28 protein-coding genes are annotated in these 24,188 nt (G+C 59.2%); 13 read left to right on the top strand and 15 right to left on the bottom strand.

What is annotated here, in order from left to right; all coding sequences use genetic code 11:
* Window positions 1–25 precede the first annotated feature (25 nt).
* From JT51_RS09835 to JT51_RS09850, 4 genes are all read left to right on the top strand, one after another.
* On the top strand, window positions 26–1,636 hold the full coding sequence (locus JT51_RS09835; protein WP_037311301.1) for an FAD-dependent oxidoreductase: 1,611 nt from the start codon (window positions 26–28) through the stop codon (window positions 1,634–1,636).
* Window positions 1,637–1,641: 5 nt separating this feature from the next.
* Window positions 1,642–1,839 (top strand): DUF2783 domain-containing protein, encoded by a 198-nt coding sequence (locus JT51_RS09840; protein WP_037311304.1) that lies wholly within the window; start codon window positions 1,642–1,644, stop codon window positions 1,837–1,839.
* Between the two features lie 4 nt (window positions 1,840–1,843).
* Complete coding sequence (maiA, locus tag JT51_RS09845; RefSeq protein ID WP_037311306.1) at window positions 1,844–2,482, top strand: maleylacetoacetate isomerase; 639 nt, start codon at window positions 1,844–1,846, stop codon at window positions 2,480–2,482.
* Window positions 2,483–2,569: 87 nt separating this feature from the next.
* Window positions 2,570–2,911, top strand: coding sequence for a DOPA 4,5-dioxygenase family protein (locus JT51_RS09850; RefSeq protein WP_037312080.1), 342 nt, complete (start codon window positions 2,570–2,572; stop codon window positions 2,909–2,911).
* Here JT51_RS09850 and JT51_RS09855 read toward each other — a convergent pair.
* Window positions 2,908–4,536, bottom strand: coding sequence for an acyl-CoA synthetase (locus JT51_RS09855; RefSeq protein ID WP_037311307.1), 1,629 nt, complete (start codon window positions 4,534–4,536; stop codon window positions 2,908–2,910). The genes JT51_RS09850 and JT51_RS09855 overlap by 4 nt on opposite strands.
* 222 nt (window positions 4,537–4,758) lie before the next feature.
* Here JT51_RS09855 and JT51_RS09860 point away from each other — a divergent pair, with 222 nt between their 5' ends.
* The 3 genes from JT51_RS09860 to JT51_RS09870 all read left to right on the top strand — a co-directional run bounded on the left by JT51_RS09860 (window position 4,759) and on the right by JT51_RS09870 (window position 7,270).
* A complete protein-coding gene (locus JT51_RS09860) occupies window positions 4,759–6,150 on the top strand; it encodes an aspartate aminotransferase family protein (protein ID WP_037312083.1) in 1,392 nt (463 codons plus the stop codon).
* 123 nt (window positions 6,151–6,273) lie between these two features.
* Entirely contained in the window at window positions 6,274–6,735 is a 462-nt protein-coding gene (locus JT51_RS09865) for a hypothetical protein (RefSeq protein WP_152563322.1), read from the top strand.
* 145 nt (window positions 6,736–6,880) lie between these two features.
* Window positions 6,881–7,270, top strand: coding sequence for a hypothetical protein (locus JT51_RS09870; RefSeq protein ID WP_037311311.1), 390 nt, complete (start codon window positions 6,881–6,883; stop codon window positions 7,268–7,270).
* Between the two features lie 94 nt (window positions 7,271–7,364).
* On the opposite strand, the gene rplT is transcribed toward JT51_RS09870, so the two are convergent.
* From rplT to pyk, 5 genes are all read right to left on the bottom strand, one after another.
* A complete protein-coding gene (gene rplT, locus JT51_RS09875) occupies window positions 7,365–7,730 on the bottom strand; it encodes a 50S ribosomal protein L20 (RefSeq protein ID WP_037311312.1) in 366 nt (121 codons plus the stop codon).
* Between the two features lie 14 nt (window positions 7,731–7,744).
* Window positions 7,745–7,945 carry a 50S ribosomal protein L35 gene (rpmI, locus tag JT51_RS09880; protein ID WP_010443552.1) on the bottom strand — a complete coding sequence of 67 codons (201 nt, stop codon included), beginning with the start codon at window positions 7,943–7,945 and terminating at the stop codon, window positions 7,745–7,747.
* 182 nt (window positions 7,946–8,127) lie between these two features.
* Window positions 8,128–9,678 (bottom strand): alanine/glycine:cation symporter family protein, encoded by a 1,551-nt coding sequence (locus tag JT51_RS09885; protein ID WP_037312087.1) that lies wholly within the window; start codon window positions 9,676–9,678, stop codon window positions 8,128–8,130.
* A 15-nt stretch (window positions 9,679–9,693) separates the two neighbouring features.
* The gene (locus JT51_RS09890; protein ID WP_037311315.1) at window positions 9,694–10,131 is read right to left on the bottom strand and encodes a universal stress protein; all 438 of its coding nucleotides are present in this window, start codon (window positions 10,129–10,131) and stop codon (window positions 9,694–9,696) included.
* A gap of 244 nt (window positions 10,132–10,375) precedes the next feature.
* Entirely contained in the window at window positions 10,376–11,821 is a 1,446-nt protein-coding gene (gene pyk, locus JT51_RS09895; protein WP_037311318.1) for a pyruvate kinase, read from the bottom strand.
* 133 nt (window positions 11,822–11,954) lie between these two features.
* On the opposite strand from pyk, the gene JT51_RS09900 reads away from it, so the two are divergent.
* From JT51_RS09900 to JT51_RS09910, 3 genes are all read left to right on the top strand, one after another.
* The gene (locus tag JT51_RS09900) at window positions 11,955–12,692 is read left to right on the top strand and encodes an N-formylglutamate amidohydrolase (RefSeq protein WP_037311321.1); all 738 of its coding nucleotides are present in this window, start codon (window positions 11,955–11,957) and stop codon (window positions 12,690–12,692) included.
* A gap of 75 nt (window positions 12,693–12,767) precedes the next feature.
* The gene (locus JT51_RS09905) at window positions 12,768–13,007 is read left to right on the top strand and encodes a DUF6868 family protein (protein ID WP_037311324.1); all 240 of its coding nucleotides are present in this window, start codon (window positions 12,768–12,770) and stop codon (window positions 13,005–13,007) included.
* An 84-nt stretch (window positions 13,008–13,091) separates the two neighbouring features.
* The gene (locus JT51_RS09910; protein WP_037311328.1) at window positions 13,092–13,406 is read left to right on the top strand and encodes a DUF1244 domain-containing protein; all 315 of its coding nucleotides are present in this window, start codon (window positions 13,092–13,094) and stop codon (window positions 13,404–13,406) included.
* A 57-nt stretch (window positions 13,407–13,463) separates the two neighbouring features.
* Here JT51_RS09910 and JT51_RS09915 read toward each other — a convergent pair whose 3' ends face one another.
* The 3 genes from JT51_RS09915 to dgcN form a co-directional block, all read right to left on the bottom strand.
* Window positions 13,464–14,324, bottom strand: a complete 861-nt coding sequence (locus tag JT51_RS09915; protein WP_037311330.1) for a D-amino-acid transaminase — start codon at window positions 14,322–14,324, stop codon at window positions 13,464–13,466.
* A gap of 76 nt (window positions 14,325–14,400) precedes the next feature.
* Window positions 14,401–15,366: an N-acetyl-D-Glu racemase DgcA gene (gene dgcA / locus JT51_RS09920; protein ID WP_037311333.1), complete on the bottom strand. Its 966-nt coding sequence runs from the start codon at window positions 15,364–15,366 to the stop codon at window positions 14,401–14,403.
* Window positions 15,367–15,452: 86 nt separating this feature from the next.
* Window positions 15,453–16,454 carry an N-acetyltransferase DgcN gene (gene dgcN, locus JT51_RS09925; RefSeq protein ID WP_037311335.1) on the bottom strand — a complete coding sequence of 334 codons (1,002 nt, stop codon included), beginning with the start codon at window positions 16,452–16,454 and terminating at the stop codon, window positions 15,453–15,455.
* Window positions 16,455–16,749: 295 nt separating this feature from the next.
* On the opposite strand from dgcN, the gene JT51_RS09930 reads away from it, so the two are divergent.
* A complete protein-coding gene (locus tag JT51_RS09930) occupies window positions 16,750–17,712 on the top strand; it encodes an L-malyl-CoA/beta-methylmalyl-CoA lyase (protein ID WP_037311337.1) in 963 nt (320 codons plus the stop codon).
* Window positions 17,713–17,751: 39 nt separating this feature from the next.
* Here the strand turns inward: JT51_RS09930 and JT51_RS09935 are convergent, their stop codons facing one another.
* Window positions 17,752–18,327, bottom strand: coding sequence for a PA14 domain-containing protein (locus JT51_RS09935; protein ID WP_037311338.1), 576 nt, complete (start codon window positions 18,325–18,327; stop codon window positions 17,752–17,754).
* A 118-nt stretch (window positions 18,328–18,445) separates the two neighbouring features.
* Window positions 18,446–18,898 (bottom strand): Lrp/AsnC family transcriptional regulator, encoded by a 453-nt coding sequence (locus JT51_RS09940; RefSeq protein WP_037311340.1) that lies wholly within the window; start codon window positions 18,896–18,898, stop codon window positions 18,446–18,448.
* 73 nt (window positions 18,899–18,971) lie between these two features.
* Between JT51_RS09940 and JT51_RS09945 the strand changes: the two genes are divergently transcribed.
* Window positions 18,972–19,568 carry a LysE family translocator gene (locus tag JT51_RS09945; RefSeq protein WP_037311341.1) on the top strand — a complete coding sequence of 199 codons (597 nt, stop codon included), beginning with the start codon at window positions 18,972–18,974 and terminating at the stop codon, window positions 19,566–19,568.
* Between the two features lies 1 nt (window position 19,569).
* On the opposite strand, the gene JT51_RS09950 is transcribed toward JT51_RS09945, so the two are convergent.
* On the bottom strand, window positions 19,570–20,403 hold the full coding sequence (locus JT51_RS09950) for an AraC family transcriptional regulator (protein ID WP_037312090.1): 834 nt from the start codon (window positions 20,401–20,403) through the stop codon (window positions 19,570–19,572).
* Between the two features lie 121 nt (window positions 20,404–20,524).
* Between JT51_RS09950 and JT51_RS09955 the strand changes: the two genes are divergently transcribed.
* Window positions 20,525–21,487 carry an acetyl-CoA carboxylase carboxyltransferase subunit alpha gene (locus JT51_RS09955; RefSeq protein WP_037311343.1) on the top strand — a complete coding sequence of 321 codons (963 nt, stop codon included), beginning with the start codon at window positions 20,525–20,527 and terminating at the stop codon, window positions 21,485–21,487.
* Window positions 21,488–21,491: 4 nt separating this feature from the next.
* Here the strand turns inward: JT51_RS09955 and JT51_RS09960 are convergent, their stop codons facing one another.
* From JT51_RS09960 to JT51_RS09970, 3 genes are all read right to left on the bottom strand, one after another.
* Window positions 21,492–22,619, bottom strand: a complete 1,128-nt coding sequence (locus JT51_RS09960; RefSeq protein WP_037311345.1) for a lytic murein transglycosylase — start codon at window positions 22,617–22,619, stop codon at window positions 21,492–21,494.
* 111 nt (window positions 22,620–22,730) lie between these two features.
* Complete coding sequence (locus JT51_RS09965; protein ID WP_037311346.1) at window positions 22,731–23,378, bottom strand: GntR family transcriptional regulator; 648 nt, start codon at window positions 23,376–23,378, stop codon at window positions 22,731–22,733.
* A 35-nt stretch (window positions 23,379–23,413) separates the two neighbouring features.
* Window positions 23,414–24,103, bottom strand: coding sequence for a M48 family metallopeptidase (locus tag JT51_RS09970; RefSeq protein WP_037311348.1), 690 nt, complete (start codon window positions 24,101–24,103; stop codon window positions 23,414–23,416).
* Between the last annotated feature and the right edge of the window lie 85 nt (window positions 24,104–24,188).

Genomic DNA, 24,188 nt, shown 5'->3' on the forward strand with positions numbered 1-24,188 from the left:
GCCAAAGCATCGGGGGACAGAGCCCATGAACAAGATCTTCGAAGTTCCACTTTACGCCTATGAACGCAGCCCGGATCAGGACACAGCGACGCCAGTACGGCATAAGGTGATCGTGATCGGTGCGGGGCCGATCGGACTGGCCGCCGCGATAGATCTTGCGCAACAAGGCATCCAGGTCGTGGTGCTGGATGACAACGACAAGGTCAGCTTTGGCAGCCGCGCCATCTGCTTTTCGCAGCGCACGCTGGACATCGCAGACCGTCTGGGCGGTGGCCGTCAAATGGTTGACACCGGGGTTCAGTGGAATACGGGCAAGGTGTTTTTCGATGATCGCAAAGTTTATGAGTTCAATCTTCAGCCCGAAACCGGATATGCCAACCCCGCTTTCATCAACCTGCAGCAATATTATTTCGAACAGATTCTGGTGGACCGCGTCCATGAATTGCAGGATCAGGGCGCATCGATTGAAATCCGGGGGCGCAACAAAGTCGCGGCTGTCGGCACCCATGACGATTTCGTCAAACTGGAAGTCGAAACACCCGAAGGCCCCTATAACATCGAGGCCGATTGGCTGATCGCCTGCGATGGGGCACAATCGCCCACGCGCCGGATGCTGGGGCTGGATTTCGAAGGCCGTGTGTTCGAAGATAACTTTTTGATTGCCGACGTCGTGATGGAGGCGGATTTTCCGACCGAACGCTGGTTCTGGTTCGATCCCCCCTTCAATCGTGGACAATCAGCGCTGCTGCACAAGCAACCCGACAACGTCTGGCGCATCGACCTGCAATTGGGCTGGGACATCGACAAAGATTACGAAAAACAGCCCGAAAATGTCATTCCGCGCCTCAAGGCGATGCTGGGCGAGGATGTGGCGTTCGATCTGGAATGGGTGTCGATCTACACCTTCCAGTGCCGCCGGATGGAGCGGTTCCGCCACGGCCGGGTGCTGTTTGCCGGGGACAGCGCCCATCAGGTCAGCCCGTTTGGGGCCCGCGGGGCCAATTCCGGGGTGCAGGATGCCGACAACCTGTGCTGGAAGCTGAAACTGGTGCTGGAGGGAAAAGCGCCCGAGATTTTGCTGGACAGCTACAGCCGCGAACGGGTTCAGGCAGCGGATGAGAATATCGCCAGATCCACCAGTTCAACCGAATTCATCACCCCCAAATCCGAGATGTCGCGGCTGTTGCGGGACGCGGTTCTTGACCTGAGCGAGCATTATGAATTCGCGCGCCCGCTGGTCAATTCCGGCAGGCTGAGCGTGCCATGCACCTATCACGATTCATCGTTGAATTCGGCGGATGCGCTTGATGGCCCCGACATGACACGCCCCGGATCAGCCTGCCCTGACGCGCCGCTGGGCGATGCGTTCCTGCTGCCCAAACTGGCAGGTAAGTTCACCCTACTGACCATCGACGCCGACGCCCCGGACAGCATCGAAGAGGACGGGGTCGAGGTGACGCGGTTGGCCCTGTCCGTCAAGGATGACCTGACGCTGGAACTGAAACGCCGGTATCTGGGAAAGGCCCGCAGCGGGGTCTATCTGATCCGCCCCGATCAGCATGTCGCCGCACGTCGCGACACCTACGAAGAAAACGCGTTCCGGCAAGCGATCCGCCGGGCAACCGGTAAGGAGTAAGCGAGATGGCCGATCTGATCCTCACGCCCAATATTGACGACGCCGATGATTTCTTTGCCGATCTACTGGCCACGCATGAAGGGCTGGAAAAAGGTGAAAGTGACGCGTTGAATGCGCGTCTGGTGCTGGTGCTGGCCAATCACATCGGGAACTCTGATGTGTTAAAGCAAGCCCTGCACACTGCCGCGCTAAAGGACGCCTGACGCTGTGACCGAGATTGTCCTTTACGACTACTGGCGGTCATCGGCCAGCTACCGGGTGCGGATCGCGCTTAATCTGGCTGGGCTGAACTATCGCGCCGTTTCGGTCGATCTGCGGGCCGGGGATCAGACATCCGCCCCTCATCTGGCACGCAACCCACAGGGGCTTGTTCCCGTGCTTGAGATCGACGGTTTGCGCCTGACGCAATCGCTGGCGATCATCGACTATCTGGATCAGACCCGGGATATGGGCTTACTGCCAGCCGATCCCGGGCACCGTGCACGCGCCGTGGCGTTGGCGCAATCCATCGCCATCGACCTGCATCCGGTCTGCAATCTGTCCGTTGCGCAATTCGCCACAAAGCTCAGCGGGGATGCCGAGGGGATGCCCGGCGACTGGATGCGCCACTTTATTCGTCCCGGACTGTTGGCATTTGAGGCGCTGCTAAGCGGGTTTGAACAGACCCCATATTGCACCGGCGCACACCCCGGTCTGGCCGATCTGTGCCTGATGCCGCAGATGTATAACGCGCGCCGCTGGCAGGTTGACCTGTCGGACATGCCCCGCATTCTAAGCGTCGAGACTGCCTGCGCCGATCACCCGGCCTTTGCCGCGGCCCACCCAGACGCCGACGCCCCGACCTGAACCGGCGCACAGGATTTGTGTGCGGGCGCGGATAGGAACACCCATCACAAAGCCTTAGGTTCATCGAAACGGATGAAAGAGGACACTATGCCCGAGATTTCAGGCTATCACGCCCATGTCTATTTCGATGCCGAGACGCAGGACGCCGCACAGCAGCTTTGCGAAGAGGCCACGCGCCTGTTTCCTGTCCAAATGGGCCGGATACACACCCGCAATGTCGGCCCCCATCCCCGCTGGAGCTGCCAACTGGGTTTTGCGCCAGATGTGTTCGATCAGGTCATCCCATGGCTGATGCTGAACCGGCAGGGCCTGACCATCTTCACCCACCCCGAAACCGGCGATCATCTGACGGATCATCGGGACCGGGCCATCTGGATGGGCGAGATGCTGGCGCTTGACCTGTCGATCTTTGACCGGCTGGACACCTAGTCCAGCGCCCGCGCCTGATCGCGCAGTTTGAACTTTTGAATCTTGCCGGTCGATGTCTTGGGCAGCGGCCCAAAAACGACGGTCCTGGGGGCCTTGAAATGGGCCATGTTATCCCGGCAAAAGGCAATGATCTCGGCCTCGTCCGCCGCGATATCAGGCTTGAGCTCAACAAAGGCGCAGGGCGTTTCCCCCCATTTTTCATCCGGCCGCGCCACAACGGCGGCATCCATCACGGCCGGGTGTTTATACAGGATATCCTCAACCTCGACCGATGAGATATTCTCGCCCCCCGAAATGATGATGTCCTTGGACCGGTCCTTTAGCGCGATATAGCCGTCCGGGTGCATCACCCCCAGATCACCCGAGGCAAACCAGCCACCGCGAAAGGCTGCGTCCGTGGCCTCGGCGTTCTTCAGATATCCTTTCATGACAACGTTGCCCTGCATGAAAATCTCACCCATGGTTTGGCCATCGGCGGGCACCGGGTCCTGTGTGTCCGGGTCAGCCACCATCAGCCCGGACAAGGCCGTGTATCGCACCCCCTGCCGCACCTTCAGGGCGGCGCGGTCTTCGGCGTCTTTGCTGTTCCATTCGTCCTTCCATGCACAGACCACCGAAGGGCCATAGGTTTCGGTCAGGCCATAGACATGGGTGACTTCGACCCCCATCCCCTCCATCTTTTCGATCACCGCGGCGGGTGGCGGTGCGCCCGCAGTCATCACCTTGATCTGATGGTCGAAATCCTTGAGGTGATCCGGCGCGTTGGCCAGCATGTTCAGAACAATCGGCGCACCGCAAAAATGGGTGACCTTTTCATCGCGAAACGCGGCATAGATCGGCTCATCCCGCACCGCCCTCAGGCAGACCGAAACACCGGCATTGGCCGCCATCGCCCACGGGAAACACCAGCCATTGCAATGGAACATTGGCAGCGTCCACAGATAGACCGAATGCCGTGGCATGTCCCAGTCCAGCAAATCGGACTGCGCGTTTAACGCCGCCCCCCGGTGGTGGTACACAACGCCCTTTGGGTTGCCCGTGGTCCCCGAGGTATAGTTCAGCGTGATCGCATCCCATTCATCTTGCGGCAGCGACCAGTTGTAATCCGCGTCACCTTCGGCCAGCAGCGCATCATAGGTCAGGCTGCCAAGCCTCTGGCCCCCGTCAAAGCTTGGGTCTTCGATGTCTATGAGCAGAATGTCGTGATCGACCTGTTTCAGCGCCTCAGCCACCACGTCCGAAAATTCGGGATCAACCAACAGCACCCTGGATTCGGCATGGTTCAGGATGAAGGCGATAACCGGCGCGTCCAGTCGGGTGTTGATCGCGTTCAAAACCGCGCCCGCCATGGGGACGCCGAAATGCGCCTCATACATCTCGGGGATATTGGTGGCGATGATCGACACCGTATCCCCCGCGCCGATACCGCGCGCATTCAGCGCCCCCGCCAGACGGCGGCAACGGGTATAGGTTTCGGCCCACGTATAGCGGCGCGCGCCATACACCACCGACGGGTAGTCCGGATAGACCTGCGCCGTACGTTCGATAAAGCTGAGCGGTGAAAGCGGCGTGAAATTCGCCCGGTTTTTGTCCAAATGGCGCGTGTAGATATTGGTCTCTGTCATCCCCTGTCCCTCCGACTCCAGATCCTGCGCGACTTGACCACAAAGACAGGCGTCTGACAAATCCGTAGAAATACGCCGCAGACATGAACTGGCAATACGGGATGATGCAATCTGGCCCTATCGCCCGATGGTCTTTCGCGGTGATCTGAACCATCGCAAATGCAAGCCGGGACCGCTTTGTTCCCGCATCCCGAGCACCCTGTAATTCTGAAAGGACATGTCATGGACGGCACGTTCAATGAAAACGATCTTTCCCGCGTGGTCGAGGCCGACCGGGCCCATATCTGGCACCACCTGATCCAGCATAAACCCTTTGAAACCAATGATCCGCGCATCATTGTCGAAGGCAAGGGTATGCGCGTCTGGGACCAGAACGGCAAGGAGCATCTGGACGCTGTGTCCGGCGGTGTCTGGACAGTCAACGTGGGCTATGGCCGCGAATCGATCTGCAAGGCGGTCTATGACCAGTTGATGAAACTGTGTTATTTTGCGAATTCGGCCGGGTCGATCCCCGGGTCGATCTTTGCCGAAAAGCTGATCAGCAAGATGCCGGGCATGAGCCGTGTTTATTATATGAACTCAGGTTCCGAGGCGAACGAGAAGGCCTTCAAGATGGTGCGCCAGATCGCGCACAAACGCTATGGTGGCAAGAAGACCAAGATCCTGTACCGCGATCGCGACTATCACGGCTCGACCCTGGCGGCGATGTCGGCAGGTGGGCAGGACGAGCGCAATGCCCAATACGGCCCCTTTGCCCCCGATTTCATCCGCGTGCCGCATTGCATGGAGTACCGTAAGCACGAGTTGGACGGCGCACCCGAAGAGAACTTTGGCGAATGGGCCGCAAACCAGATCGAAGAAGTGATCCTGCGCGAAGGCCCCGACACCGTGGGCGCCCTGTGCCTTGAGCCGGTGACCGCTGGCGGTGGTGTGATCGAAGCGCCCGACGGCTACTGGCCACGCGTTCAGGAGATCTGTAAAAAGTACGACATCCTGCTGCATATTGACGAGGTCGTCTGCGGCGTGGGCCGTACCGGCAGCTGGTTTGGCTATCAGCAATACGGTGTGAAACCGGATTTCGTCACTATGGCCAAAGGTGTGGCGTCAGGCTATGCCGCCATCGCCTGCCTGGTGACCACCGAAGAAATCTTTGACATGTTCAAGGATGATGCCGCTGATCCGATGAACTACTTCCGCGACATCTCAACCTTTGGTGGCTGCACCGCTGGTCCGGCGGCCGCGATCGAAAACATGCGCATCATCGAGGATGAAAACCTGCTGGGCAATTGCGTCGACATGGGTGACCGTATGATGGGCAACCTTCAGGCGCTGATGGACAAGCATAAGGTCGTCGGCGATGTGCGCGGCAAGGGTCTGTTCCTGGGCGCCGAACTGGTTGCGGATCGGTCAACCCGCGAGCCGGTGGAAGAAAAGATGGCGCAGGCAGTTGTGGCCGATTGCATGGCGCAGGGCGTGATTATCGGCGTCACCAACCGCTCGATCCCCGGCCGCAACAACACGCTGTGCTTCTCGCCTTCATTGATTGCCACACCGGATGATATCGACCAGATCACCGATGCGGTGGATGGTGCGCTGGGGCGTGTGTTCGGATAACTCACTGCAACAAGACTGTGAAAACCGGCGCGCCTTGCGCCGGTTTTTTTGTTTCAACGGAATAGTTTGCCAAATTTCCATTCTCGAGTAGCCTGATCGCACCCCATGCAGGAGATCAGTCCGATGATACGCAACCTCATCCTCAGCTTTGCCGCCGCCCTTGTTCTGGCGGTTGCCCCCCCGGCCAGCGCCGAAGACGGAAGTGGCTTCCCCCAGATCGTCGGCACGTGGCATGGCACCTATCTGGTCGCCTTCGCCAAGTCGAACCCGAACCACGGAAAGGGCCTACTGAAAACCGAGATGGAGTTGGAGGTCACCAAGCTGGACGGCAACCTGATCACCGCCACCAACCGCTGGCGGCGCATCGGTGACACCGAATGGATCGTCGAAGAGGCAATGGGCACCTTCAGTCTGGATGACCCCACCCGCTTTGTTCTGGCCGAGGCCGGGATTTCAGGCGACGACGTCTCGGCGGGGATATTCAACGGCGTCTATCTGGATGATGTGATCATGATCACTTACGCCGGTCCGGGTACTGGTGTGGCCTTTGCTGCGCAATTGGTGAAGAAGGACAAAAGCGAGTAAGCCCATAGGCGGGCTCTAGTGCGACGAAGACCGGCACCATTCGCGCCATGTTTTTTTGGGGAAACCCATATACTGTCGTGCAGAATGACCACTCTACCGGACGGAGCAGACTTCCGATATCCCAAAACATTGGCTATCAAAGGCCATGAATGAAATTAGCCAACAGCTTCTTTATCAGCGATTACGCAATCGCATCATTGAACAACTAGATCACTCTTCGTCACTTTGTAGCGTGTCTGAGCTTGGCGCATTCGAAACGTTAGAGTGCATATACGATTTCCTGCCGATAGACTTTGATGTTGTCCCAGAACTGTTTGACGAAGAAGAGCGGAAAGCGATTTCTGGTTTTTTGGAGATTGCCGACAAAGCTGCCAAGGAAACCCATCAAGACACTTGGGAACTCGCTGTGTACGAACGATCTACAACGTGGGTCGAACTATCTCGCAGGGCAAAGTTGGGGTATGCGGTGTTCCTAAGAAGGGGGCGGTTCTCCGAGGACGAAGAGGCGAACCTAACTAAGTCAATGTCGACTTAGGGCTCAATGCGGCCTCAAACCGTTTCCGGCTTCCTGTAACAAAAGGGCCGCCCCAAACGGGACGGCCCTTCATTCACTGTCTCTTTTCAGAGGATCAGGCGGTCAGAGCAGCCTGAGCTTGGGCGACGATCGCGCCGAACGCTTCCGGTTCGTGCACGGCCAGGTCGGCCAGAACTTTGCGGTCCACTTCGATACCGGCCAATGTCAGGCCGTTGATGAAGCGGGAATATGTCAGTGCTTCGTCATGCGAACGCACAGCAGCGTTGATACGCTGGATCCACAGCGCGCGGAAGTTGCGCTTGCGGTTCTTACGGTCGCGGGTTGCGTACTGATTGGCCTTGTCGACGGCCTGACGGGCAACCTTGAAGGTGTTCTTGCGGCGGCCATAGTAACCTTTGGCGGCCTTGACGACCTTCTTGTGACGGGCGTGAGTTACGGTTCCACCTTTAACGCGGGACATCTCTTAATCTCCTCTTAGCGGTCGTAGGGCATGTAGCCCTTGACGATCTTGGCGTCGGGGGCGGACAGGGTGGTGTTGCCACGGGCATCGCGGATGAATTTCTTGGTCCGCTTGATCATGCCGTGACGCTTGCCGGCCTGGCCAGCAAGGACCTTACCGGTCGCAGTCACCTTAAAGCGCTTTTTGGCGCTCGACTTTGTCTTCATCTTAGGCATTTCCGTCTCCTTTCGGGGTTCGGTACTAAACGCGACTCGGCATGCCACATTGGCCGGTCACGCGATCAGAAGCGCCGTTTACGCAAGTTCGATCATACTGGCAAGGGGGTTTCGACCAGAATCTGCGCTTTTCGCAGCATGGTCAGGCACCGGGGCGACAACGACCGCCCCGGTGATTTGCTTCAATGGCCGAATTTGCGGATTTCGCCACTTTTCAGTCGGGCCGCGTAGGACGCCAGTTCCTGCCGCACCACTTTCATCAGGAAATACAGCGCAAAGACGTTCACAACCGCCATCGCAAAGATCGCCGCATCCGAGAAGTCGATGACCGGGCCAAGGTTAGCGGCGGCACCGATCACCACGAAGACGCAGAAGATGATCTTGAACATCAGCTCCTTGGTGTGACCTTCACCGAACAGGTAGGTCCAGGCCTTAAGGCCGTAATAGGACCAGCTGATCATGGTTGAAAAGGCAAACAGCACCACCGCAATCGCCAGAACATACGGGAACCAGCTGAAGGCGCTGCCAAAGGCCGCCGAGGTCAGGCTGACGCCCGAGTTACCGTCGACGGTGGCAATTGCATTGCCCGCCTCGTTCAGCATGTAGTTGCCGGTTTCAGGATCAACGATCAACTGCTGGGTGATGATGATCACCAGGGCGGTCATGGTACAGATCACGACCGTGTCGATGAAGGGTTCCAGCAGCGAGACAAACCCTTCGGTGATCGGCTCTTTGGTCCGCACCGCCGAGTGCGCGATGGCTGCCGAACCCACGCCCGCTTCGTTCGAAAACGCCGCACGGCGGAAGCCCTGGATCAGCGCCCCGACCATACCGCCTGCAACACCAAGCCCTGTGAATGCACCGGCAAAGATTTGGCCAAAAGCCCAGCCGATCTGATCTGCGTGCATGATGATGATGACCAGCGCCGCCGCCACATACATGACACCCATGAACGGCACGACCTTTTCTGTCACGCGTGCGATGGATTTCAGGCCGCCCACGATCACCATGAAAACGATGGCTGCAAAGACCAGCCCCGTGATCCAGCCGGGATAACTCCCGACAATGCCCGCAATCTGCTGATGCGCCTGGTTGGCCTGGAACATATTGCCCCCGCCCAACGCGCCAAGGATACAGAAGATCGAGAACAGAACCGCCAGTATCTTGCCACCCGGCAGGCCGAGTTCGTCGAACCCCTTGGACATGTAGTACATCGGGCCACCTGACACGGTGCCATCTTCGTATTCGTTACGATATTTCACGCCCAACGTACATTCGGTGAACTTAGAGGCCATGCCCAGCAGGCCCGCAACGATCATCCAGAACGTGGCACCCGGCCCACCGATCCCAACGGCCACCGCCACACCGGCGATATTGCCAAGACCGACTGTTCCCGACAGCGCCGTTGCAAGCGCCTGAAAGTGGCTGACCTCACCCGCGTCGTTGGGATCGGAATAGTCGCCCTTTACCAGGCTGATTGCGTGGCCAAAGAACCGCAACTGCACAAAGGCAAAATACAGCGTAAAGACAGAGGCCGCGACAACCAGCCACCCGACGATCCACGGAAACCCCGTTCCCGGGAACGGGGCAAAGATAAAGCTGACGAAAGGCCCGGTGAAATCGGCAAAGGCCTGATTGATCCGCTCGTCCAATCCGGCGGCCTCTTGGGCCATTGCGGGGCTGGCGAACAGGGCGGCCGCTGTGGCCAGACCCAATTGATGTAGCATTTTCATTGTCATCCCTCCCCCTCAGTTCACAACAGTGACTGGCACATCGGCATGCATGACCAGATTCTGGGTCGAACTGCCGAAAAGACGCTTTTTGAACCCATCCGCCGAGGCGCGGCCGACGATGATCTGCGTGCCCTTGTTTTCAACCGTGATCGCGTTCAGCGTCTCGGCCACGTCACCATGACGGACGATGCCATGTGCCGTGAAGCCCGCTGTACTCAGGGCCTCGATCGCCGGGGTGACAATTCGTGACGTCGCCAATGCGACTTCTTCTTCGCGCCGCTTGTGGCGCAACGCATTTTCTTCGGGTGTTTGAAATGTAAAAGGGGACCATTCGATGACATAGACCACCAGCAATTCACAGGTGCCAATCCGCCCGGCCAAATCCTTGGCAAAGGCGATTGCACGCTCTCCGGTTTCTGTCCCGTCCAGTCCAATGACAATTTTCGTTGTCATGACGTTCCTCCATTATTTTGGTTGTGCAAAGGCTTATGCCCCCGCCAGGACAGCCGGAACCTGGAACTTAATGAGTAGACCGTCCCTGCGGCCAAGTATCCGGGAAAAACACCAAAAATCAGAGGATTATCTGCCAAATTCACCCATAGATTCGGCAATATGCTGGAATCGCTATATTATTTTCGCCCAATAATTAGGCATGTCACCTGCGCGACATATTCAAGAATGAAATTTCACCCTCGGATCAACCCGGATCGGTGTTGTAGATCAGACGCTCGTCGCAAGGGGCGATGCGCAGGATATTGGTGGTGCCGGGCACGTTAAAGGGCACACCGGCGGTCACGACGATCTGATCAGCCTCGGACGCGAAACCGCCAGCACGCGCCGCGCGGGCGGCATTGACCACAGCGCCCTTGAACCGCTCCAGCTCGGGCGTCATCACGCAATGGCAGCCCCAGCTCAGACACAGACGGCGCGCGGTGCCGGTGGCGGGCGTCATGGCGATGATCGGCACACCAGGACGTTCGCGCGCAGTCAACAGCGCGGTGGTGCCGCTTTGGGTAAAGCAGCAGATGGCCTTGATATCGGTCTTTTCCGCAATCTCACGCGCGGCGGCCACAATGCCGTCAGCGATTGTCGTGCCCTTGGCCGTGCGGGATGCGGCGATGATCTGGGTATAGGTGGGATCGGCCTCAACCTCGATTGCGACCTTGTTCATGGTTTGCACAGCCTCGATCGGATACGATCCGGCAGCAGATTCCGCGCTGAGCATGATTGCATCGGTGCCCTCATAGATGGCGGTTGCCACGTCCGAGACCTCGGCCCGGGTGGGCATCGGGCTTTCGATCATGCTTTCCAGCATCTGGGTGGCCACGATCACCGGCTTGGCGGCGCCTCGGCACCTGCGCACCAGACGTTTCTGGATCGGCGGCACAGCGGAAACCGGCAGTTCAACGCCCAGATCGCCCCGCGCCACCATGATCCCGTCCGAGGCATCAAGGATGTCGTCAAACGCCTCGACCGCCGCAGGCTTTTCGATCTTGGACAGGATCGACGCGCGGCCATCGGCCAGCGCGCGCGCCTCGAACACGTCCTTGGCGCGCTGCACAAAGCTAAGCGCAAGCCAGTCGACACCTAGTTTACAGACAAATTCCAGATCGTCCCGGTCCTTGGCCGACAGCGCCGCCAAGGGCAAAACCACATCGGGTACGTTGACGCCCTTGCGGTTCGAAATCGTTCCGCCGACTTCAACCGTGCAATTGGCGTAATCCTGACCACAATCCTGCACGATCAAACGAATCTTGCCGTCATTCACCAGCAGGCGCGCGCCGACCTCAAGGGCCGCAAAAATCTCGGGATGAGGCAGGCAAACACGGCTGCTGTCACCGGGTGTCTCATCAAGATCCAGACGGAACGCGGCACCCTCTTGCAGATCTTCCGCATCATTGGCGAAAACGCCGACGCGCAGTTTCGGCCCCTGAAGGTCGGCCAGAATCGCAATCGGGCTGTCCAGGTCCTTTTCCACCTGCCGAATGGTGCGATGCCGTTCGCGGATTTCATCGTGGCTGCCGTGGCTCATGTTCAGGCGGAACACATCTGCGCCTGCCTCGTGCAGGGCGCGGATGGTGTCATAGTCGTTGGACGCCGGTCCCAGCGTCGCCACGATTTTCACATTTCTCAGGCGTCGCATCGGTTCCGCTCTCCTCACGTCTTTTCTTGGCTTCGCAGTCATGTTACCGCAAACATTGCCTGGGTCTGCTTATTGCGCAATTCCCTTTTCTAGGCAACTGCCCTACACCTGCGACAAACTAGATGACAGGCTTATGACGTATTCTCCGTTTTTTATCCATGGCGCGGATCGCCCGTCCCGCTGGCTGATCACATGCGACCACGCAACCAACACCGTGCCGCCCGAAATCAATGGTGCGGACCTCGGTCTGCCGCGCGAGGATATGGAACGTCACATCGCCTATGACGTCGGCGCCTATGAGGTGTCGAAACATCTGGGTGAGATCCTGAATGCCCCTGTCATCGCGGCCAATTTCTCGCGTCTGGTGATTGATCCGAACCGGGGTGAGGACGATCCGACCCTGCTGATGAAGCTGTATGACGGCTCAATCATTCCCGGCAACCGCCACGCCGACGCGGCCGAGCGGGAACGACGCCTGAACATGTGTTACCGCCCCTATCACGACGCGCTGGAGCGTTTGGCCGGGTTGCCGCACGCCGTGATCGTGTCGATGCATTCTTTCACCCGGCAATTGCGGGGTCGCGAACCGCGCCCGTGGCACGTAGGTATCCTGCACACCGAGGACGAGAGATTCTCGCGCCCGTTGATCAACCGGCTTGAGGCCGAGGCAGACCTGTGCGTCGGCGTCAATCAGCCCTACACCGGCGTATTGCCCGGTGATGCGATCAACCGGCACTGCACGGCCCATGGCCGCCCGAATGCGCTGATTGAACTGCGCAATGACCTGATCGCCGATCACTCTGGGCAACGGGAATGGGCGGAACGTCTGGCCGTTATCCTGCAAGACGCGTTGACTGACAGCGGCTTGTAACGGCAACAGGATAAAAACCCCGATCATTGCGCGCCACACCCCCGATCCCCATGTACTGAGAGAAAGGAGGCGATCATGACACAGGAGTTTCTGACAACCGTTTTCGGCTGGATGGCGGTGCTCAACATCGCGGTTCTTCTGTTCACGACTTTGGCAATAGTCCTGTTGCAAGACTGGATCGCAGGGGTTCATGGCCGGATGTTTCAAATGGAACGTCCAGACGTGAAACGGGCTTACTTCAGATATCTTGCCAACTACAAAACCCTGACCCTTATCTTTTGCATCGTGCCATGGCTGGCGTTGAAACTGGCCTAGGGAACGATCCGCTGTTTGTTGTAACGCCACAATTGGATTACTAGGTCAGCTAACACACACAAGACAACCATCCGGAGCCAGACCATGGACAAGCAAACCGAAATCGAACTTCAGGCCGCCGCGTTCCGCCGGTTGCAAAAGCACCTGATGGAAGATCGCACCGACGTTCAGAATATCGACATGATGAATCTGGCCGGGTTCTGCCGCAACTGCCTGTCGCGCTGGTATCAGGAAGCCGCCAACGAAAAAGGCATCGAGTTGGGCAAGGACGAGGCCCGCAAAATCTTCTATGGCATGACCATGGAGGAGTGGAAGGCCAACTACCAGACCGACGCCAGCCCAGCGAAGCAGGCCGAATTCGAAGTCGCATTCGAAGAGAATGTAGGCAAAAAGGGGTAACCCCCGCCGAACAAAAGGCCCGCCCATTCGGCGGGCCTTTTCAGGTCCGGTGCGCCCTCAGATCGCCGCCTTGCGGCTTTCATCCAGATAGATCTCGCGCAGGCGTTTGGCGATTGGGCCGGGTGTGCCGTCGCCCAGTGGAACGCCGTCAATCTCAACCACCGGCATGACAAAGGCGCTGGCCGAGGTGGTAAAAGCCTCATCCGCCTCTTTGGCCTCATCAATGGTGAACAGACGTTCTTCGATTTCCATCTGAGCTTCTGCTGCCATGCGCAGCACTGCCTTGCGGGTGATGCCATGCAGGATGTCGCTGGACAGTGGGCGGGTCACGATCTTGCCGTTCTTGACGAAATAGGCATTGTTGCTGGTGCCTTCGGTAACATGGCCATCCTCGACCATCCACGCATCATCGCAGCCGGCGGCTTTGGCCATCATCTTGCCCAGCGACGGGTACAGCAGCTGCGTCGTCTTGATATCCCGGCGACCCCAGCGGATATCGTCGATCGAGATGATCTTGGCACCTTTTTTCGCTGCGGGGCTGTCGGCCAGCCCCGGCTTGTTCTGCGTGAACAGAACCAAAGTCGGTTTGGTATCTTCCGCCGGGAAAACGAAATCCCGATCCCCATCGCTGCCGCGGGTGACCTGCAGGTAAATCAGCCCTTCTTCGATACCGTTCAACTCTACCAGCTTGCGGTGAATTTCCAGCAACTCTTCTTTGGAGCACGGTTCGGCCATCTGCAATTCGTTCAGCGAACGTTTCAGGCGCACCGCGTGGCCTTCGAAGTCAATCAGCTTGCCGTCCAGAACGCTGGTCACCTCGTAAACGGCATCAGCCATCAGGAAACCGCGGTCAAAGATCGAAACCTTGGCCTCGGTCTCGGGCAGGTACTCGCCATTCACGTAAACGGTGCGGGTCATGTCTTATCCTTTTCGTCTCTGGGCTTCGCCCGTTCCTCACTGAAAACGATCCGCCGGATCGTTTTCTAGGCGTTCGTCACCCCCAGAGGTTCGCTTTGGGCGGGTGCACTCCGGCGTCATCGAAAATCAGCGGGGTATCGCGGTCTTCGGCCAACAGAAGCGGGCCGTCAAGGTCCGTTACCATCGCACCTTGCGCCAACAAGGTCGCAGGCGCCATCGCCAGCGAGCTGCCGACCATACACCCAACCATCACGCGATAGCCTTCGGCCAGCGCGGCCTGACGCAGGTGCAGCGCTTCGGTCAAGCCGCCGGTCTTGTCGAGCTTGATGTTCACCACGTCATATTTGCCCTTCAACGCGGGCAGGCTCGCATGATCATGGCAGGATTCGTCGGCGCAGACCGGCACAGGGCGATCCATACCGATCAGCGCATCATCGTCCCCGGCAGGCAGGGGCTGTTCGACCAGTGCCACCCCCAGCCGCACCAGATGCGGGGCCAGATCGGCATAAACCTCGGCCGACCAGCCCTCATTGGCATCCACGATGATTTTCGAATCCGGAGCACCTGTGCGCACGGCCTCAAGCCGGGGCATATCGTCCGGCGTGCCCAGCTTGATCTTCAGCAGCGGGCGATGCGCATTTGCCGCCGCCTGTGCCTGCATCGCCTCGGGCGTGTCCAGTGACAGGGTATAGGCGGTGATCTCGGGGGCAGGTGCTGGCAGCCCGGCCAGTTCCCAAGCACGCCGCCCGGCGCGCTTGGCCTCAAGATCCCACAACGCACAATCCACCGCGTTGCGCGCAGCGCCTGCGGGCAGCAACTCCATCAACCGGGCACGGTCAAACGTGTCCGGTAGGCCTGCAATCTCAGCCTCGACGGATTCCAATGTCTCATCATACCGGGCATAGGGCACGCATTCGCCCCAGCCCTGATGCGCCCCATCTGAAAGGCGCACGGTCAGCACCTTCGCCTCGGTCCGCGACCCGCGCGAGATCGTAAAGACCTGCGCCAGCCGGAATACATCTCGAGAGACATCAATCTGCATAACCGCATCCTTATTCTTTTGAACGACCGGGTGCCCGGCCCAGATTTTTCGACGAAAAATCTCGGCCCAACGGCGGCCGGTTCTCTTTACATCGCCGCCAGCGCATCCACCAGCTTGCCGGACCCGAACCGGAACGGGTCGGTGGCTGGCAGGCCCATCTCGGCCTCGACCTTGGCCAGATAGGCGCTCGCTTCGTCCTCGCTCATGTGCTGCGTGTTGACCGAAATACCGACCACCTGACAATCGGGATTGGCAACCCGGCCCAGCGCCAGCGCCGTGTCGCGCAGGGTTTCAAGCGACGGCAGCTGATAGGTCGGCAAACCGCGCATATGCGTGCGCGTCGGCTCATGGCTAAGGATCAGTGCATCCGGCTGGCCGCCATGGATCAGCGCCATGGTCACACCAGAGTAAGACACATGGAACAAAGACCCCTGCCCTTCGATCAGGTCCCAATGGTCGTCGTCATTGTCCGGTGTCAGCCATTCGACCGAGCCCGCCATGAAATCTGCAACGACCGCATCCAGCGGCACCCCGTCGCCGGTTATCAGAATGCCGGTCTGGCCGGTGGCACGGAAGGTCGACGTCATGCCCCGCCTGCGCATCTCGGCATCCATTGCCATGGCCGTGTACATCTTGCCCACAGAGCAGTCGGTTCCCACGGCCAGACAGCGTTTGCCCTTGCGTTTGATCCCGTTTGCGATCGGGAATTCGACCTCGGGGACGCGCACATCATGCAGCTTGCGGCCCGTGGCCTCGGCCACGGCGACCAAATCCGGCTCGTCCCGTAGCAGGTTGTGCAGGCCCGAGGCCAGATCGAACCCTTCCTCAAGCGCCATCACCAGAACCTTTTTCCATTCCTGGCTGATCACGCCGCCACGATTGGCAACGCCGATCACCAGGGTCTTGGCCCCTGCTTCGCGTGCCTCTGTCAGGGTCATGTCGGTCAGGCCCAGATCCGTCTTACAACCATCCATCCGGTACTGACCCACGGCGTTTTCCGGACGCCAGTCCCTGATGCCGATGGCAACTTTGGCCGCCAATTGGTCGGGCGCATCGCCCAAAAACAACAGATACGGTGTCTCGATCATTGCGGTGCACTCCTTAGGTTTCGACGCAGGCTAGTGAGAATGCCTGACGAGTGTTTCGCGTTTTCAGCTGGCAACGCCCCTTTGGGTGGGAGATTTTTGCGCCGACTTCGGCAATTACGCACAAGGCTTCGAAGTTTTCACAGTGATTAAACTTTAATCTCCAACAAAGGGCCGCATCAGAGTGATTGCTGCGATTGCATTGCCGCAACTGCACAAAGGCGCTTGCGAAGCCATGCGCAATTTAATACCTCATGAGGCAAGAAAATCGCAATTTCCTTTCTTGCACGAGGTCCAGATGAGCTTTCGCATTCAACCCGCCGCCCCCGCGCGTCCCAACCGCTGTCAGTTGTTCGGACCGGGATCGAACACCAAACTGTTCCCGAAAATGGCGGCGTCGGCTGCGGACGTCATCAACCTGGACCTCGAGGATTCGGTTGCACCTTCGGACAAGGACACAGCCCGCGCCAATGTGATCGAGGCGCTGAACACCATCGATTGGGGCGGCAAATACATGTCTGTGCGAATCAACGGGCTGGACACGCCCTATTGGTACCGCGATGTTGTGGATCTTCTGGAACAGGCGGGCGACCGTCTGGACCAGATCATGATCCCCAAGGTCGGCTGCGCGGCGGATGTCTATGCTGTTGATGCCCTGGTCACCGCCATCGAACGCGCCAAGGGCCGCACCAAGCCGGTTTCCTTCGAGGTCATCATCGAATCGGCCGCAGGCATTGCCCATGTCGAAGAAATCGCCGCCTCATCCCCGCGGATGCAGGCCATGAGCCTGGGTGCCGCGGATTTTGCCGCATCAATGGGCATGCAGACCACCGGGATCGGCGGTACGCAGGAAAACTACTACATGCTGCGCGAAGGCGAAAAGCACTGGTCCGACCCGTGGCACTGGGCGCAGGCCGCAATCGTGGCCGCCTGCCGCACCCATGGCGTGCTGCCCGTGGATGGGCCTTTCGGCGACTTCTCGGATGACGAGGGTTATATCGCGCAGGCCAAACGTTCGGCCACGCTGGGCATGGTCGGCAAATGGGCGATCCATCCCAAGCAGATCGCTCTGGCCAATCAGGTCTTTACCCCGTCGGACGAGGCGGTGTCGGAAGCCCGCGAAATTCTGGCCGCGATGGAACAGGCCAAAGCAAACGGAGAAGGCGCAACCGTCTATAAGGGCCGCCTGGTCGATATCGCCTCGATCAAACAGGCCGAAGTGATCGTGGCACAGGCCGAGCTGATCGCCGCCAACGCCTGACCCGGAAAAGAAAAAGGCGCCCATCGGGGCGCCTTTTTGCTATCGGCCAAACACGTTGTTGGGCGTCCAGGCGACCCCTTCGCCCTGCTTGCCCGACTTCATCATCAGGCAAGACGTGCCAAGTTTCTGGAAATAAGTGATCTTCAGCGGATACCACCCCGCCCGCGGCACTTCGACTTCGGTTCGCTGATTGGCCTCGCACCCCTGAATGCCCCTGACATGACCGATCTGCTGGCCGCCAACCCATGCGTCGATCCCGTCATTTGACCAGGTTTCAAGTTCATACACCCCCGGCGAGTCGAACCGCATGTAACCCGTGATCTCAGCGGCAACATTATAGGCGTCGCTGAACGTCAGCACTTTTTCACCTTTGTTCGTGTCCCGGTAATCCAGCCCACGCAAGGGTTGCCCGGGTTGTGCTTTGGACAGCAATTTCTTGGCCTGTTTTAGATCGCGGATCTTTCGCTGTGTTCCGCTTCCGACATATTTCACATCCAATCCCGCTTTTGGGCTGGGTTGCGGGTTGGCAGGTTGCAATTTCAGCGGCGCGGTCATGGCCGCACCGGCGATCAACGCCAGTGCTGCGGCAAGTGCCCCGGTCCGAATGAATGTCATGGTCTTCTCCCTGAGTATGGCCCGGCTTGGGTTTCTCCCCACTTCGGTTGGCCTTTTAAGGAAACATTAAGACCTGAGTATTTACCCCGCAAGACGGTTAAAGTTCACAATTTCAGACTCAGGCCCGCATATCCTTGGGCGATCCCATGACAACATAAGATGTAATCGACGTGACATGCGGCAGGGTTCCCAGAACGTCGGTATGGAACGTTTTGTAAGACGCAAGATCCGCGCATTCGACCCGCAGCAGGTACTCAATGGTTCCGGTGATGTTGTGACATTCAACCACCTCTGGCGCGCGTTGCAGGGCGCGTTCGAACCCTTCTTGCGCGGCCTTGGTGTGTTCACCCAAACCCACACCGATATACGCGACAAACCCCACGCCCAGCGCCGCAGGGTTCAGCACTGCGCGATAGCCTGCGATCACGCCCGAACGCTCAAGCTCTTGCACGCGGCGCAAACAGGCCGAGGGGGACAGGCCAACGCGGTCCGCCAGTTCAAGATTACTGATACGGCCGTCGCGCGACAGTTCACGCAATATTTGCTGATTTATGTCGTCTATCGTCGTCATTAATTGCAGAAGTACTGCATAAACACATCAAAACGCAATTTCATTTGCGGGATTCACAGCAATTATCCGCGTTATGACTTTTGATATCCTTCTGGCCCTGATCGCCTTTGCCTTTGTCTCATCCATCACGCCGGGACCCAATAACCTGATGCTGATGGCCTCGGGCGCGAATTTCGGATTTCGCCGCACTATCCCGCACATGCTGGGAATCGGGCTGGGGTTCACCTTCATGGTGCTGCTGGTCGGGGCCGGGCTTGTGCAGCTGTTTGACAGATATCCGGTCAGTTACACGGTGCTGAAACTCGTATCCGTGATTTATCTGCTTTATCTCGCATGGAAAATAGCCCACGCCGCCCCGGTGCAAGGTGGGAATGCATCCGGTGTGCCGATGACCTTTTTGCAGGCGGCGGCGTTTCAGTGGGTCAACCCCAAGGCCTGGGCCATGGCCCTGACCGCGACAACGGCATACACGCCGGATCAAACACTAAAAGCAATTGCCGTTGTTGCGCTGGTCTTTGGCGCGGTGAACCTGCCATCGGTCAGCACATGGACCGTGCTGGGGCAACAGATGGCGCGCGTTTTGACGAACCCGCGCCGACTGGTGGTGTTCAACTGGACCATGGCCGCCCTGCTGATCGCCTCGCTTTATCCGGTCCTGTGGCCGGGCTGAGTTACTTTAGCGGCAGGCAGATTTCGGTCAGCAGGTCTTCGGGGGCCGTTTCGCGCGGGTTGTTCAGGTAGATCTCATAACAGGGCTGATCTGCGGGTTCCTCGCCTGATTCTGGCAACCAATTGCCGTAAAGGCTGTGATACGCGGCATGAATGCCGGAGTACGGTCCCTTGTAGGTCAGCACAGCCGTCTTGCCGCCGGGGATTTCCAGGCTTTCCATCCCCTCGGGGGTGGCACCGCCCCGGAACTCGGCCCCTGCATAGCTGCGCAATTGGTCTGCGGGCACCTCGTCGGGGCTGTCCAGATAGACGGCCAGCACTAGCCCGATTTGCGGCCACAACTGGCGGGATTCGCACAGGGCGCCGAATGCCTCAAAGCTTTTGCCGATCTCGGTATAGCTGCCCTTGTGCGGCAAGGCGACGACACGGCGGGCGGGGTCAGTGCGGGTGATAATGGGTTGCATGGGATAGTCTCCGGTTTTGAAATGAGGGTTTGCGGGCAAAAACTGTCCGGCCTTGCGAAACGCGGCAGGGCTGTGGCCATAGGCATCGGTAAAGGCCCGCGCAAAGGATTTGAGGTTGGGATAGCCGATGCCCGTCGCAATCTGCGCGACCGGCCGGTCTGTTTGCACCAACCAACTGGCAGCACGATGCAGCCTGATCCGGCGCACCGCCTGCGCACAGGTTTCACCGGTGATGGCGCGAAACACGCGATGCCAGTGAAACCGGGACATGGCAGCAATATCCGCCAATGCGTCCAACGACAGGTCCCCAGCCGGGTAATTGTGAATATGAGCCAGAACGCGCAGGACGCGGTCTTCGTAACTTGTTGCCATCGGCATCCCTCTTTCGCTTTGCCTGTCCGGGATTGCATATACCGCATCCACAAATCTTGCTGAGTTGCATCCCGAGCGACGTCAGGTCATATAGCAGGGAACTTCTGCGTTGAGAGGCGTCATGACCCAGTATCTGGATTTCGAAAAACCACTGGCCGAGATCGAAGGCAAAGCCGAGGAATTGCGCGCGCTTGCCCGCGCCAACGAAGAGATGGACATTGCCGCCGAGGCTGCCGCTCTGGACACCAAGGCCGCCAAGCTGTTGGACGAATTATATGACGACCTGACCCCATGGCGGAAATGTCAGGTGGCCCGTCATCCCGAACGGCCCCATTGCAAGGATTACGTCAAATCCCTGTTCACCGAATTCACCCCGTTGGCAGGTGACCGGAACTTTGCTGACGATCTGGCCGTGATCGGCGGTCTGGCCCGGTTCAATGATCAGCCGGTTATGGTGATCGGCCACGAAAAAGGGTCAGACACCAAATCGCGGATCGAACGGAATTTCGGCATGGCCCGGCCCGAAGGCTATCGCAAGGCCGTCCGCCTGATGGAGATGGCCGGTCGCTTTGGCCTGCCCGTCATCACCCTGATCGACACGGCAGGTGCCTATCCCGGCAAGGGCGCCGAGGAACGCGGCCAGTCCGAGGCCATTGCGCGTTCAACCGAGATGTGCCTGAAGATCGGTGTGCCGCTGGTATCAGTGATCATCGGCGAAGGCGGCTCGGGCGGGGCTGTGGCCTTTGCCACGGCGAACCGCGTCGCGATGCTGGAGCATTCGGTCTATTCGGTGATCTCACCCGAGGGCTGCGCCTCGATCTTGTGGAAAGATGCGGAAAAAATGCGTGAGGCCGCCGAAGCGCTGCGCCTAACCGCGCAGGACCTGCACAAACTGGGCGTCTGCGACCATATTATCGAAGAACCCAAAGGCGGCGCCCATCGGGACCCGTCCGCCACGGTTGAATTGGTTCGGGGGGCTATTGCCGAAATGCTAAAAGATCTGGACGGCAAAGATGCGGCGGCCCTGATTATGGACCGCCGTCAGAAATTCCTGGATATCGGCTCGAAAGGGCTGGCGGCGTAACCCGTCAGCCGCCCAACCTGCGCAACAACGCCACCGAAGGTTCGCCCGTTACCGGCAGACCACTGGCGCGCTGATAGGCGCTGATGGCGGATTTGGTGTTGTTGCCGATCACCCCGTCCGCGCCCTGCGTGTCATAGCCTGCGGAGGTCAGCCGACGCTGCAATTCCTTGCGGTCTTCCAATGTCAGACCCGTGGCGTCCGGCCCGAACGAGGCCTGAAACGGCGCACCGCCCGCGATCCGGTCAGCCAGATGTCCGACGCCAATCGCATAGCTGTCCGAATTGTTGTAACGCTTGATCACCTGAAAATTGCGGAACACCGCGATACGAGGCCCGGGCTTTTGCGGCTGCAGAATTGCGACTGGAGTGCCCGATACTGTACCGGCCTCCCCTCCCCAAGGCTGCCCTCTCACCCAGCCCGCGCGCGCCAGATAGGCGGCGGTCGAGGCCAGCGAATCTGCCGGATCTTCGGACCAGATATCGCGCCGCCCGTCGCCGGTGTGGTCCACCGCATAGGCCAGGTAGGATGTGGGGATGAACTGCGTATGCCCCATCGCACCGGCCCAGCTGCCGGTCATGTTGGCCGGCGTTGTGTCGCCTTCCTGTATGATCTTCAGGGCCGCCACCAGTTGCTTTTCAAAAAACGCACCGCGCCGCCCGTCATAGGCCAGTGTTGACACCGCCGACACCACCGGCACATCCCCGCGCCGCGCGCCATAGCGGCTTTCCAGACCCCAGACGGCCACCACGACTTCTTTGTCGACGCCATATTGCGACTCGATATGCGACAGGGTTCCTGCGTGACGCACAAGCATCTGCTTGCCGGTGCTGATCCGCTCGTCCGAGGCGGCGATGGCCAGGTAATCCTCAAGCGAGCGTTTGAATTCGACCTGATTGCGGTCGCGTTCGATCACGTCGGGCAAATACCCGGCCCCCTGAAATGCGCGGTTGAGGGTGGATTGCGAAATCCCCTGTGATGCAGCGCGGCCTTTGAAACCCGCAACCCATGCATCCCAGCCTGCGTTCGGAACGCTCTGCATTCGCGACGCTGGCGCACTGGTTGGCGCCCCCCCGGAACAGGCGGCCAGCAGGGTTGATCCCAGTCCAATGGAAAAAATCCGTCGATTGATCATGATTGAAATCTGCTCTTGTTGTGATTTGGTCCAGAGTACCGCAGACCAGACGCGCAGGCCAGAACCACGACACCGTATCCAGACAAGCCAACGCGGTCGGCGACAAGCCGCTTAGCTAACCAGCATCCGCAGACCCTGCGTCACATCCGAGCGTACCGCCAACCGCAATCCGGGTTCGTCCCCGGCCTGCAATGCGGCGATGATCAGCTTGTGATAATGCGGCGGCTCGGTGCGTCGCAATCGCCCGTACAACGCCCGCATGGTTGGCCCCAATTGCAGCCACACCGTTTCGGCAATGGCCAGCATCGCCGGGGCCTGCGCCCGCAGATACAGCGTGCGGTGGAATTCAAGATTGGTTCGGATATAGCCAACAGCGTCGCGCTTGGTGACCATCTCAGCCACGGTCATGTTGATGCTTTGCAACCGGTCGATCAGCGCCATATGTGCGCGTGGCAGGGCACGGCTGGCCAGCTCGACCTCAAGCAACGCGCGCAACGCCGCCAGCTCTTCGATCCTGTCGTTGGTCAGCTCTGGCGTCGAAACACGGCCTGACGAAGACAGGAACAACGCCCCCTCGGCCGCCAGACGCCGCACCGCCTCGCGCGCGGGCGTCATTGACACGCCAAAGTCCTTTCCGATGCCGCGCAGGGTCAGCGCCTGCCCCGGTGCCATCTCTCCGTGCATGATGCGCGCGCGCAAAACACGATACACCCGGTCATGTGTGGCGGTCTGGGACTCGGAAGGGCGCGCATTTAACATGCGCCCATGTGATCACAAACTGCCACAGGGTCAACTCAGGGGGCATCAAATCTGTACTGATGCAGCTGCGCCCCGTTGTCGCGCAACCAGCGTCGTTGCCCCTTGTAGTCACCAAAAATCCGCTCGACCTGTGCCCAGAAAGCGGGCGAGTGGTTCATCTCGGCCAGATGCGCCACCTCATGCGCGGCGACGTAATGCAGAATTTCGGACGGGGCGAGGATCAGCCGCCAGGAAAACATCAACCCGCCGGCGGAACTGCACGACCCCCAACGCGACCGGGTGTCCCGGATGGTCAGGCTGGTGTACGGGCGACCCAACATCGCCGCATAATCATCGCAGGCCCCGGTCAGGCGATCACGAGCCAGTTCCTTGAGAAACCGCGCCAGACGCCGCGCCTCGGCCCCCTCGGGCACCGCAATTTCGTCGCCCTGCAACAGAATGCGGCGACCATCGGCGGGTACGATTCGCCGTTCCGTGCCCTCGATGGGGATCATCTGGCCAAACTGAACCACCGCAGGGTCCGGGCGATCCAGCAAATGTTCCCGTATCCACTCTTCCTTCATTCGGGCAAAGCTCAGGGCCTCGGTTTCAGGGACACCTTGCGGGTATGTCAACGTAACCCGCCCGTCCAATTGGGAAATTCTCAGACTGATACGCCGCGCACGGGCCGATTTCCGCAATGTAAGCGGCACCGGCGGTGTCCCGGGCAGTGCGTGATCTCCCATATGCCAATTTCTCCTGCGCAAAGGCTTTGACAGTGCCCGCTGCATGTGGCACCTGACCTGAATCGTTGATACGACTCACCTGATA

The sequence above is a fragment of the Ruegeria halocynthiae genome, assembly GCF_000743705.1.
GTDB classification, from domain to species: Bacteria; Pseudomonadota; Alphaproteobacteria; order Rhodobacterales; family Rhodobacteraceae; genus Ruegeria; species Ruegeria halocynthiae_B.

Excerpts from the sequence above, each read along its gene's own strand:
- JT51_RS09835 (WP_037311301.1), top strand. The coding sequence starts at position 26 with ATGAACAAGATCTTCGAAGTTCCACTTTACGCCTATGAACGCAGCCCG.
- JT51_RS09840 (WP_037311304.1), top strand. The coding sequence starts at position 1,642 with ATGGCCGATCTGATCCTCACGCCCAATATTGACGACGCCGATGATTTC.
- JT51_RS09850 (WP_037312080.1), top strand. The coding sequence starts at position 2,570 with ATGCCCGAGATTTCAGGCTATCACGCCCATGTCTATTTCGATGCCGAG.
- JT51_RS09855 (WP_037311307.1), bottom strand. The coding sequence starts at position 4,536 with ATGACAGAGACCAATATCTACACGCGCCATTTGGACAAAAACCGGGCG.
- JT51_RS09860 (WP_037312083.1), top strand. The coding sequence starts at position 4,759 with ATGGACGGCACGTTCAATGAAAACGATCTTTCCCGCGTGGTCGAGGCC.
- JT51_RS09865 (WP_152563322.1), top strand. The coding sequence starts at position 6,274 with ATGATACGCAACCTCATCCTCAGCTTTGCCGCCGCCCTTGTTCTGGCG.
- JT51_RS09870 (WP_037311311.1), top strand. The coding sequence starts at position 6,881 with ATGAATGAAATTAGCCAACAGCTTCTTTATCAGCGATTACGCAATCGC.
- rplT (WP_037311312.1), bottom strand. The coding sequence starts at position 7,730 with ATGTCCCGCGTTAAAGGTGGAACCGTAACTCACGCCCGTCACAAGAAG.
- rpmI (WP_010443552.1), bottom strand. The coding sequence starts at position 7,945 with ATGCCTAAGATGAAGACAAAGTCGAGCGCCAAAAAGCGCTTTAAGGTG.
- JT51_RS09885 (WP_037312087.1), bottom strand. The coding sequence starts at position 9,678 with ATGAAAATGCTACATCAATTGGGTCTGGCCACAGCGGCCGCCCTGTTC.
- JT51_RS09890 (WP_037311315.1), bottom strand. The coding sequence starts at position 10,131 with ATGACAACGAAAATTGTCATTGGACTGGACGGGACAGAAACCGGAGAG.
- pyk (WP_037311318.1), bottom strand. The coding sequence starts at position 11,821 with ATGCGACGCCTGAGAAATGTGAAAATCGTGGCGACGCTGGGACCGGCG.
- JT51_RS09900 (WP_037311321.1), top strand. The coding sequence starts at position 11,955 with ATGACGTATTCTCCGTTTTTTATCCATGGCGCGGATCGCCCGTCCCGC.
- JT51_RS09905 (WP_037311324.1), top strand. The coding sequence starts at position 12,768 with ATGACACAGGAGTTTCTGACAACCGTTTTCGGCTGGATGGCGGTGCTC.
- JT51_RS09910 (WP_037311328.1), top strand. The coding sequence starts at position 13,092 with ATGGACAAGCAAACCGAAATCGAACTTCAGGCCGCCGCGTTCCGCCGG.
- JT51_RS09915 (WP_037311330.1), bottom strand. The coding sequence starts at position 14,324 with ATGACCCGCACCGTTTACGTGAATGGCGAGTACCTGCCCGAGACCGAG.
- dgcA (WP_037311333.1), bottom strand. The coding sequence starts at position 15,366 with ATGCAGATTGATGTCTCTCGAGATGTATTCCGGCTGGCGCAGGTCTTT.
- dgcN (WP_037311335.1), bottom strand. The coding sequence starts at position 16,454 with ATGATCGAGACACCGTATCTGTTGTTTTTGGGCGATGCGCCCGACCAA.
- JT51_RS09930 (WP_037311337.1), top strand. The coding sequence starts at position 16,750 with ATGAGCTTTCGCATTCAACCCGCCGCCCCCGCGCGTCCCAACCGCTGT.
- JT51_RS09935 (WP_037311338.1), bottom strand. The coding sequence starts at position 18,327 with ATGACATTCATTCGGACCGGGGCACTTGCCGCAGCACTGGCGTTGATC.
- JT51_RS09940 (WP_037311340.1), bottom strand. The coding sequence starts at position 18,898 with ATGACGACGATAGACGACATAAATCAGCAAATATTGCGTGAACTGTCG.
- JT51_RS09945 (WP_037311341.1), top strand. The coding sequence starts at position 18,972 with ATGACTTTTGATATCCTTCTGGCCCTGATCGCCTTTGCCTTTGTCTCA.
- JT51_RS09950 (WP_037312090.1), bottom strand. The coding sequence starts at position 20,403 with ATGGCAACAAGTTACGAAGACCGCGTCCTGCGCGTTCTGGCTCATATT.
- JT51_RS09955 (WP_037311343.1), top strand. The coding sequence starts at position 20,525 with ATGACCCAGTATCTGGATTTCGAAAAACCACTGGCCGAGATCGAAGGC.
- JT51_RS09960 (WP_037311345.1), bottom strand. The coding sequence starts at position 22,619 with ATGATCAATCGACGGATTTTTTCCATTGGACTGGGATCAACCCTGCTG.
- JT51_RS09965 (WP_037311346.1), bottom strand. The coding sequence starts at position 23,378 with ATGTTAAATGCGCGCCCTTCCGAGTCCCAGACCGCCACACATGACCGG.
- JT51_RS09970 (WP_037311348.1), bottom strand. The coding sequence starts at position 24,103 with ATGGGAGATCACGCACTGCCCGGGACACCGCCGGTGCCGCTTACATTG.